General features: G+C 45.2%; 6 protein-coding genes. 3 read left to right on the forward strand and 3 right to left on the reverse strand.

All coding sequences use genetic code 11. The annotated features are described in order from the left end of the window. Window positions 1-20 precede the first annotated feature (20 nt). On the reverse strand, window positions 21-1,379 hold the full coding sequence (locus DWY79_RS02100; RefSeq protein WP_122368756.1) for a TIGR00341 family protein: 1,359 nt from the start codon (window positions 1,377-1,379) through the stop codon (window positions 21-23). Between the two features lie 132 nt (window positions 1,380-1,511). Between DWY79_RS02100 and DWY79_RS02105 the strand changes: the two genes are divergently transcribed. Then, window positions 1,512-3,599: a sensor histidine kinase KdpD gene (locus tag DWY79_RS02105; protein WP_122368757.1), complete on the forward strand. Its 2,088-nt coding sequence runs from the start codon at window positions 1,512-1,514 to the stop codon at window positions 3,597-3,599. On the opposite strand, the gene DWY79_RS02110 is transcribed toward DWY79_RS02105, so the two are convergent. Both DWY79_RS02110 and ruvB read right to left on the reverse strand, forming a co-directional pair. Next, a complete protein-coding gene (locus tag DWY79_RS02110; RefSeq protein ID WP_008778890.1) occupies window positions 3,596-5,092 on the reverse strand; it encodes a lipopolysaccharide biosynthesis protein in 1,497 nt (498 codons plus the stop codon). The two genes, DWY79_RS02105 and DWY79_RS02110, sit on opposite strands and share 4 nt — an antisense overlap. 11 nt (window positions 5,093-5,103) lie before the next feature. Beyond that, the gene (gene ruvB / locus DWY79_RS02115; RefSeq protein ID WP_010182716.1) at window positions 5,104-6,129 is read right to left on the reverse strand and encodes a Holliday junction branch migration DNA helicase RuvB; all 1,026 of its coding nucleotides are present in this window, start codon (window positions 6,127-6,129) and stop codon (window positions 5,104-5,106) included. A gap of 128 nt (window positions 6,130-6,257) precedes the next feature. Between ruvB and DWY79_RS02120 the strand changes: the two genes are divergently transcribed. Together DWY79_RS02120 and DWY79_RS02125 are read left to right on the forward strand one after the other, a co-directional pair. Continuing rightward, window positions 6,258-7,433: a 6-bladed beta-propeller gene (locus tag DWY79_RS02120; RefSeq protein WP_005863873.1), complete on the forward strand. Its 1,176-nt coding sequence runs from the start codon at window positions 6,258-6,260 to the stop codon at window positions 7,431-7,433. 282 nt (window positions 7,434-7,715) lie between these two features. Continuing rightward, window positions 7,716-8,842: AAA family ATPase (locus tag DWY79_RS02125; RefSeq protein ID WP_122368758.1), on the forward strand; the 1,127-nt coding region annotated here is incomplete at its 3' end.

The following is an 8,842-nucleotide window of genomic DNA, read 5'->3' on the forward strand; positions in this document are numbered from 1 at the left end:
TCTACTCTGATTAGTCTAAATTATTCGATTAGTAATTTAATATTTTTCATTTCCACACGAGCCGACAGCCATTCCCTGATCTTCTTACGTTCCGCATCTTTAATGATCGTCTTACTTTTCAGATAAACCAGCATAACCGTATCCGGCTTCGCCGTCTCCGTATTCACGATATACGTATTCGAGCAAGATGCCTCAACTACATAGGGGAAAAGAACCTTCATCTCCGGGATCAACTCGGATGTCAAACGCCTATAACTCTGATATTTGTCAACCTGTCGTTTTAACGAATCTATCTGGATGGTCTGCGCACGTAGTACCTCCTCGCTATTCTTATATAAATCCTGCATCAAGAGGCTTTTCAACTCATTGATATCCGTGGCCTCTTGTCCGAAGCCTTGTTGCACGACTAAATGCACATCTTTCAATCCATACTTAGGCAATTTAGCCCGGGCGTTAGCGATCATCTCATCCGGTACCGTCTGGCCGATCAAGACTACTTTCACCTCCTTTTTCTCGCTCGTATCCGTAACGACCTTATTCAAGATTTGCGTATTCGGGAAAGTCAACTCCTCCGATACGAAGTTACGTACCCGATCATTGAAATAACTACTCCGGATCAAGTTATAACTCAAGAAAAGGCTCGGCACGATCGTGAAAAAAACAATGATACCCACGTAACGAGTCACGATCTTTTCCCGTTGTTTATCCAAGAAAACTTTCTTCGGATATTTCAACAAACGAACGACGACAAACGTAGCCAAACTGATAAAAACCGTATTGATAAAATACAGATAAAAAGCACCGAAAAAGTAATACAAATTGCCACTCGCCAACCCGAATCCAGCCGTACAAAGCGGAGGCATCAAAGCCGTAGCGATAGCTACACCCGGAATCACGTTACCCTTACTCTTTGTCGAGCTCGCCACGATTCCGGCCAGACCGCCGAAGAAAGCGATCAATACATCGTATACCGTAGGTTGCGTACGGGCAAGCAACTCGCTTTGCGCCTCGCTGATCGGTGAGATCAAGAAATATAAGGTGGAGGTAATCACGCTAAACATAGTAGCGGTAGCGAAATTACGGAACGAACGCTTGATCAACTCGAAATCGGAGATTCCCAATCCCAAGCCGAATCCCATGATCGGTCCCATCAACGGCGAGATCAGCATGGCGCCGATAATCACGGCCGTAGAGTTCGTATTCAATCCGAGAGAGGCCACAAACGTAGCGAAAATAAGTACCCATAAGTTCGTCCCCTTAAACTCTATCCCCTTTTTAATGGATTCTATCGTCTCCAGCTCATCCTCTTTGTCCTGCCTGACGTCGAAATTACGGACAAAAAAATCCATAATCTGTTTATGTAGCAATCCTTTTTCCATGCGGTATTAATCTTGTCCCATATTTATGCAAAGATATTCCAATTGTTTGTTTTTCTAACTATTTAATAGCTTTTTTATGGTGAGATTACGTATATTTGCATTTACAATACAACAACAAGAGATCCTATTTGTATGAAACGATATCTAATGCTTTTATGCTTATTGTTTACGTCCTTTGTCGTTTCATCTCAAACGACAACGCCAGACTCGCTTAAAAGCGCCTTGCAAAAAGCAACCTCCGAACGCTCTAGACTGGAAATCCTTACCAATTTAATGGATATCTCACGAAACGATGACATATTAGTAAACGCTAAACAACTCTATCAGGAGGCCTTAAAAGCGAATGACAATTACTATAAGGAAGCGGCGTTGACCGAGATTCTCCGACGTTATATCAACACGGACCAAACCGATAGCGCAAATATCTACATCGCCAAGGCCGAGCAGGAGCTAAAAGGAGAAGCCAGAGCCAGCCTCGTGTCGTTCATGAAAATGATACAAGATACGCGCGTCATATTCTACACATCCGGTGAACCGAGAAAGAAAGTCCTCATGAATTGCCTATTCAAGCTGGAAGAACCTGATAAATTGTCTCCCTACGAGAAAATAGCCTGCAATTATATACTTGGTATGGCTGTCAGCAACAGCATTATGGAAGAAAATATGCTTAAGGAGGACTTTAAGCAAGGAAGAGAATATTTCGACAATGTTCTGGCCGAGGCGGAAAAACTGCCCCTACGATATGCGTACAATTTCTTGCCTAACACCTATTTCATGCTATGCGCTTATGCGAGTAACCCTCAAGAACGAGGACAATATGCTACCCGTTACCTAAATACGATCTTAGGTTACTCTAACATCCCGGAGATGAGGAAACGTCCTTACGCAGTCAACAAACGTCAATTATTAAGCGCTTATTCAAACCTTGCCATTAGCGCCGAGGCTATTGGAAAGGATTTGGCGACCTCTTATTACCGTAAGTTCATGAATCTGCTGAAGGCTTATCCGGAATCAGCTAGCGCCGCCCCGGAGTATGAGCTCTACTACACCTCATCGAATTATTACCTAGGTATTAAGGACTATAAGAAATTCATTGAGTTCAGTGACTCTTTGATCAATTTCTCCAAACAGATACCGCTTTACAAGGAACATGTAATCGCTTATGTGTCCGCGAAAGCTGCCGCTTACGACAGCCTCCGGATGTACAAGGAAGCCTATGAGACATCCAAGGAATACGCTGTATTGCTAGACACCTTACGTATGCAAGAACTCAGGAAGAAAATGGAAAATCTGGAGATCGAGAAAGGGGCGAACGAGTTGGTGATCGAAAAGAGATCATTGGAATTGGAATTACAGAAAAGCAAGAAAGAGAATTACCTGTATATATCCTTATTGCTTCTAGCTTTATGCGCCGTGTTCTATATCTTTTTCCGGCTAGGCAAAATGAGATCCCTCTATCGGGCATTGCAGAAGTCTAACGAGCTGGTCTTGATAGCGAACCAGAAAGCACAAGAAAGCGAGGAGATGAAGACCGCCTTCATCCGGAATATGTCGCATGAGATACGGACTCCCTTAAACGCAATCAACGGTTTCTCGGAACTCATCACCAACGACGATATCTCCATGGACGAGAAACAGGCTTTCAGCCGTATTATCTATGAAAACTGTTACCACTTGACTTCCATGCTGAACAATCTCCTTGAGATCGCCCAGCTTGATAGCGGCAATGATTCCCTTCCTCTTGTTCCCACACGTATCCATGAGCTTTGTTTACATGAGATGCAACAGGTAAAGAAATATCAAGAGAAGCCGGAGATCAACTATGTGGTGGAAGGCGATAAGGAGAATGATATGGTCTTGACCAACCGTGCTTATTTCAGTTTGATCATCTCGCATCTGCTGGCAAACGCGAATAAATTCACGGAGAAAGGAAGCATCACGCTTTCATACCATCTGGATAGCGGAGCCAATTTAGTGACCTTGTCGGTAACAGATACGGGTTGCGGCATCCCTCAAGACAAACAGGAATGGATATTCGAGCGTTTCACGAAGACCAATGATTTCATTCCCGGCTCTGGCCTGGGGCTTTACCTATGTCGCTTGATCGTTAACCGGCTAAACGGTAAGATAAAGACAGATCCGTCTTATACGAAAGGCTCACGCTTCGTTATCACGATGCCAATCGCCACGCCGTCCAAGCCCTCCGAACCTACCGATTAACGGAAGAAACGTCCTACGTACGGGAGTTCTCGTAAAGGTAAATCCCTTTTAACCATAAATGCGATGAATACGCCTAATAAGATCGTGCGGTATCCCAACCGGAGCCATTCAGACTGTATCGGCAGTGCCATGCCTGCCACGTATAACACCGTCGCCACTCCGAAATAAAGAAATGCGGATTTCAAGTCGTACTCGATCGGGAATTTCTTTTGTCCTACAAAATAGGATAAAAGCATCATCAATAAATTACAAAAGAACGATGCCCACGCACAAGCCATATAACCGTACGAGGGACCGAACAGCAAGATGATAGAGACCGTGGCCACACATCCGATCGTGGAGAAATAGGCGCCCCATCGTGTCTGGTCGATCAGCTTATACCATAAGGAGAGGTTGAAATAAATACCGAAGAACAACTCGCCCAGCATCACGATCGGCACTACCCGTAATCCGGGATAATAAGCCGGCCCGACAAAGTACTTCAAGATATCGATATAGAACATTACCCCGAGGAAGATAAACAAGGCGAATATGATGAAATATTTCATCGCTTCCGAGTAGGCTTTCTTATTATCATCGCTCTTGTTTTTAGCGAAAATAAACGGCTCATAGGCATACCGGAAAGCCTGCGTGAACATCACCATCACCACGGCGATCTTGAAGCATGCGCCGTATATACCCAATTGCTCGTTCGCGTACTCCTTATCATCAAACAAGAATGGAAACAGGATCTTATCTGCCGTCTGGTTAAAGATACCGGCAATACCTAGAATGAGGATCGGGAAGGAATAACGCAAGATTTGTTTCAATACCGTTCCGTCTACTTTCGCCCGTATGCCCGGCAAGATATCCGGGATCAAAAGCAATAAGGTTATCAGTGTCGTAAACACGTTCGCCACGAATACATAGCCTACCCCATAATCCGGACGATAGAACCAGCTTATCGCCTCCGGATAGTGCGCATGCAACCACGGACAAGTGATCAAGAAGAATATATTCAAGATAATATTCAAGAAAATACTCAGCAACTTAATCCCGGCGAAACGCCATGCTTTCCCCTTATACCGAAGATAAGCGAACGGAATGCAACAAAAAGCGTCTACCGCCACGATACCCGCCATCATCCCGATATACTCCGGATGGTCGCCATATCCCAAGCCGGCACTAATAGATGGTAACAAAGCGAAAACCGCTACGCTAAACAGCGCCGAACTTCCCAGCAGGCAATACAGCACGGAAGCGTACACCCGCATCGGCTCTTGCTCCTCTTTCTTATTGATGAAACGGAAGAACCCCGTCTCCATGCCATAAGTAAGCAAGACCAGCAACAGGGCTGTCCAACCATATAAATTCGTCACGATCCCATAATCCCCTGTCCCGGCCAACACACGTGTGTACATCGGCACCAACATCCAATTCAGGAAACGCCCCACTATACTACTCAATCCATAAACGGCTGTCTCTTTAGCGAGCCGCTTCATTCCTCCTGCCATATCGTATCTGTCTAATCAAATAAAAAACCTTGTTCCCCCACCCGGCTACGTCCCAGATGGGTATAAGCTAAATCGGTGACCTCACGGCCACGGGGCGTGCGTTTGATAAAGCCCTCTTTGATCAAGAAAGGCTCGTACACTTCTTCTAGCGTTCCGGGGTCCTCGCCCAAAGCCGTGGCGATCGTCGTTAATCCGACCGGGCCTCCCTGGAATTTATCAATGATCGTCGTCAGCAACTTATTATCGATCTGATCCAAGCCATACCGGTCTATATTCAACGCCTCCAGAGAGAAGCAAGCGATCGCCTTATCGATATCTCCGTTCCCCTTCACTTGAGCGAAATCACGCACACGGCGCAATAAAGCGTTGGCGATACGAGGCGTACCCCGGCTACGGGAAGCGATCTCCCTAGCGGCGTTCAACTCACATTTTACATTCAAGATATTAGCACTACGGAGCACGATCTTCGTCAGCGTCTCCATATCATAATACTCCAAGTGCATATTGATGCCGAAACGGGCACGCAGCGGACTAGTCAGCAAGCCGCTACGGGTCGTAGCGCCAATCAATGTAAACGGAGCCAAATCGATCTGTATCGAGCGAGCGCTTGGTCCTTTATCGATCACGATATCGATCCGGTAATCCTCCATAGCGGAATACAGGTATTCCTCCACGATCGGGCTCAACCGGTGAATCTCATCGATAAAAAGCACGTCGTTCTTCTCCAGCGAGGTCAATACCCCGGCCAGATCTCCCGGCTTATCCAGCACCGGCCCCGACGTGACCTTGAAACCAACCCCCAACTCGTTCGCTATAATATTCGACAACGTCGTCTTTCCCAACCCGGGAGGTCCATGCAAAAGCACATGATCCAGCGCCTCCTTACGCATGCGGGCAGCCATGACGAACACCTTCAGGTTCTCCACCACCTTCGCCTGCCCGCTGAAGTCACGGAGCGAAAGCGGCCGAAGCACGTTCTCGTACTCTCGTTCGTTTTCCGGCATCCGGGCATCCCTTATATCAAAATCATCTTCCATATTCACGTTCATTGACTTGCAAAGATAATGTTAAACAACACATTCACGAAAATAGATGTATAAAATATTTTTCTAACAGTGAGAAAAGCATATGTTTGCTAAAGGGACACCTTTAAAAACATACTACCATGAAACTTATACTCACAATCTCTGCGATGATCCTGTTCCTGATAACGGGATGCGAAAGTGGTAAGCAACCGGCTAACGACTTTTTAACCGTGGATATCACGGCAAATTATCCGAAGAAGGAACTGATTCTTCAAGACTTTTTGGATGTGGAATACATCCCATTAGAAACGAATGAGGAATTCATAACCTCAGCCAGCATGCAAGCCATCGGCAAAAATCTCATAATCCTTAGAAACAAGAACGGACAAGACGGAGATATATTTATCTTCGACCGGACCGGAAAAGGCCAGAGAAAAATCAACCGCAGCGGCCAAGGTAGCCAAGAATACACGAATATCGGGTCTATTGCCCTCGATGAGGAGAAAGGTGAGCTGTTTATCAACAACTACTATTCGAGCCAGTTTATCGTATACGACCTGTCCGGAAACTTTAAGCGAACTTTAAAGTACGATAAAGATTTTAATTTCAATAGCGGGAAGATATACAATTTCGATCAAGACAACTTAATCTGCTACGATGAGATTGGCAATTATAAAAATCTGAGAAAAAGCGCATTTTGGCTCCTGTCCAAACAAGACGGGAGCATTGTCAAGGAAATCGAACTCCCTTATGAGCATAAGATATCACCGTTTTTATCAAAAGGAATTTGGTCCGCAGGACCTCGTAATACCGAATTAATTTCCCAAAATGGAAGTTGGGTCTTAATAGAGCCATCTACAGATACGATTTATAGTTATTCCCAAGATCACTCTATCAAACCCTTTATCGTAAGGGCTCCACCTATCCGCTCTATGGCCCCGGAAGTATTTCTTTATCCAAGTATTCTTACCGACCGGTATTATTTCATGCAAACAACAAAGAAACAATGGGATTTTGAGAAAGAAACCGGATTCCCCAGAACCGACTTGGTATATGATAAACAAGAGGACGCTATCTTTGAGTGTGTCGTATATAATAACGATTTCGTAGATCAGACACCCGTTGATATGTGGTACGAACACGGAATACTAAAGATCATCAATAACGATGGGATCGCTTTCATAAAGAAACTAGAAGCCAATGAGTTGGTGGAAGACTACGAGAAAGGTAAGCTGAAAGGCCGCTTGAATGAGATCGCAGCGGGATTGAATGAGGAATCCAACCCCGTGATTATGGTGGCTAAGTATAAGGAATAAAAACTTCTTACTTATTGTCTGTTTTTCCAGACTTGTTTTTTATTCGTACATGTTTTTCGGAAAACACGTACGTGAATTCCCAAAAACACGTACGTGAATCCGTGAAAACATGTACGTGTTTTTACGGAAATTCGACAAGCATATTTATCCATCTTACTGTCAGCAAGTTATAAATCTACTTCATAGTAAGATATTATTGTTGAAAATTTACTTCTAAAGATACGGTTCCTCTCCTATATTTTATGTAACTTTGCTTATAAGTCGCATAAAATATAGGACGATATGAACCAGACAATTTATCCCATCGGCATACAGAACTTCGAGAGCCTTCGCAAAGATGGTTATCTCTATATTGATAAGACCGCCCTAATCTACCAATTAGTAACAACCGGACGATATTATTTCCTCAGCCGCCCCCGACGCTTCGGGAAAAGCTTGCTGCTGTCCACGCTGGAGGCCTATTTCCAAGGAAAGAAGGAGCTGTTCGAGGGACTGGCAATGGAGAAATTGGAAAAAGACTGGATAAGATACCCCATCTTACATTTGGATTTAAATGCGGAGAGATATTCTGACCCTGGGGCATTAGAGAGTATATTACGACGTTATCTGAACCTTTGGGAAGACCTGTGGGGGAAAGACGAGAGAGAGATAACACCATCCGATCGTTTCACCGGCGTGATACGCCGTGCCTATGAGAGAACAGGACGGAGAGTGGTCATACTGGTAGACGAGTATGACAAGCCTTTGCTACAGGCGATCGGGAATCCGGAGTTACAGGAGGCCTACCGCTCTATACTGAAAGCGTTTTACGGCGTTCTGAAGAGCATGGACGGATATATCCGCCTAGCGTTCCTGACCGGCGTGACCAAGTTCGGCAAGGTAAGCGTATTCAGCGACCTCAACAACCTCATGGACCTGTCGATGGATAATCGGTACGTCGAGATATGCGGCATCACAGAGAAAGAGATACATGCCTATCTGGATGACGAAGTGAAGGAACTGGCTGATACCCAAATGACGACCTACGAGGAAACCTGCCTAAAACTCAAGCAACGCTATGACGGATACCATTTCACTGCCAAGTCCGAGGGTATATACAATCCATTCAGCCTATTGAATACCTTCGCTAAGATGGAATTCGGAGACTACTGGTTCGAGACCGGAACACCCTCCTACCTCGTGGAGCTGCTCAAGCACACCCATTACGACCTCTACGAGATGGCCAACACGGAGACCGACGCCGATGTGCTGAACAGCATCGACTCCGCCTCGAACAATCCCATACCCGTCATCTACCAAAGCGGGTATCTGACCATCAAGGGCTATGATCCTGAGTTTGGCATTTATCGACTGGGTTTCCCGAACAAGGAGGTGGAAGAAGGTTTCGTCAAATACCTACTTCCTTTCTA

This window comes from Parabacteroides sp. AF27-14 (assembly GCF_003635425.1).
GTDB lineage: Bacteria > Bacteroidota > Bacteroidia > Bacteroidales > Tannerellaceae > Parabacteroides > Parabacteroides distasonis.

What these genes read in the sequence shown, in the direction of transcription:
- ruvB (WP_010182716.1), bottom strand. Translation starts at nt 6,129, where the DNA reads ATGGAAGATGATTTTGATATAAGGGATGCCCGGATGCCGGAAAACGAA.
- DWY79_RS02100 (WP_122368756.1), bottom strand. Translation starts at nt 1,379, where the DNA reads ATGGAAAAAGGATTGCTACATAAACAGATTATGGATTTTTTTGTCCGT.
- DWY79_RS02120 (WP_005863873.1), top strand. Translation starts at nt 6,258, where the DNA reads ATGAAACTTATACTCACAATCTCTGCGATGATCCTGTTCCTGATAACG.
- DWY79_RS02105 (WP_122368757.1), top strand. Translation starts at nt 1,512, where the DNA reads ATGAAACGATATCTAATGCTTTTATGCTTATTGTTTACGTCCTTTGTC.
- DWY79_RS02110 (WP_008778890.1), bottom strand. Translation starts at nt 5,092, where the DNA reads ATGGCAGGAGGAATGAAGCGGCTCGCTAAAGAGACAGCCGTTTATGGA.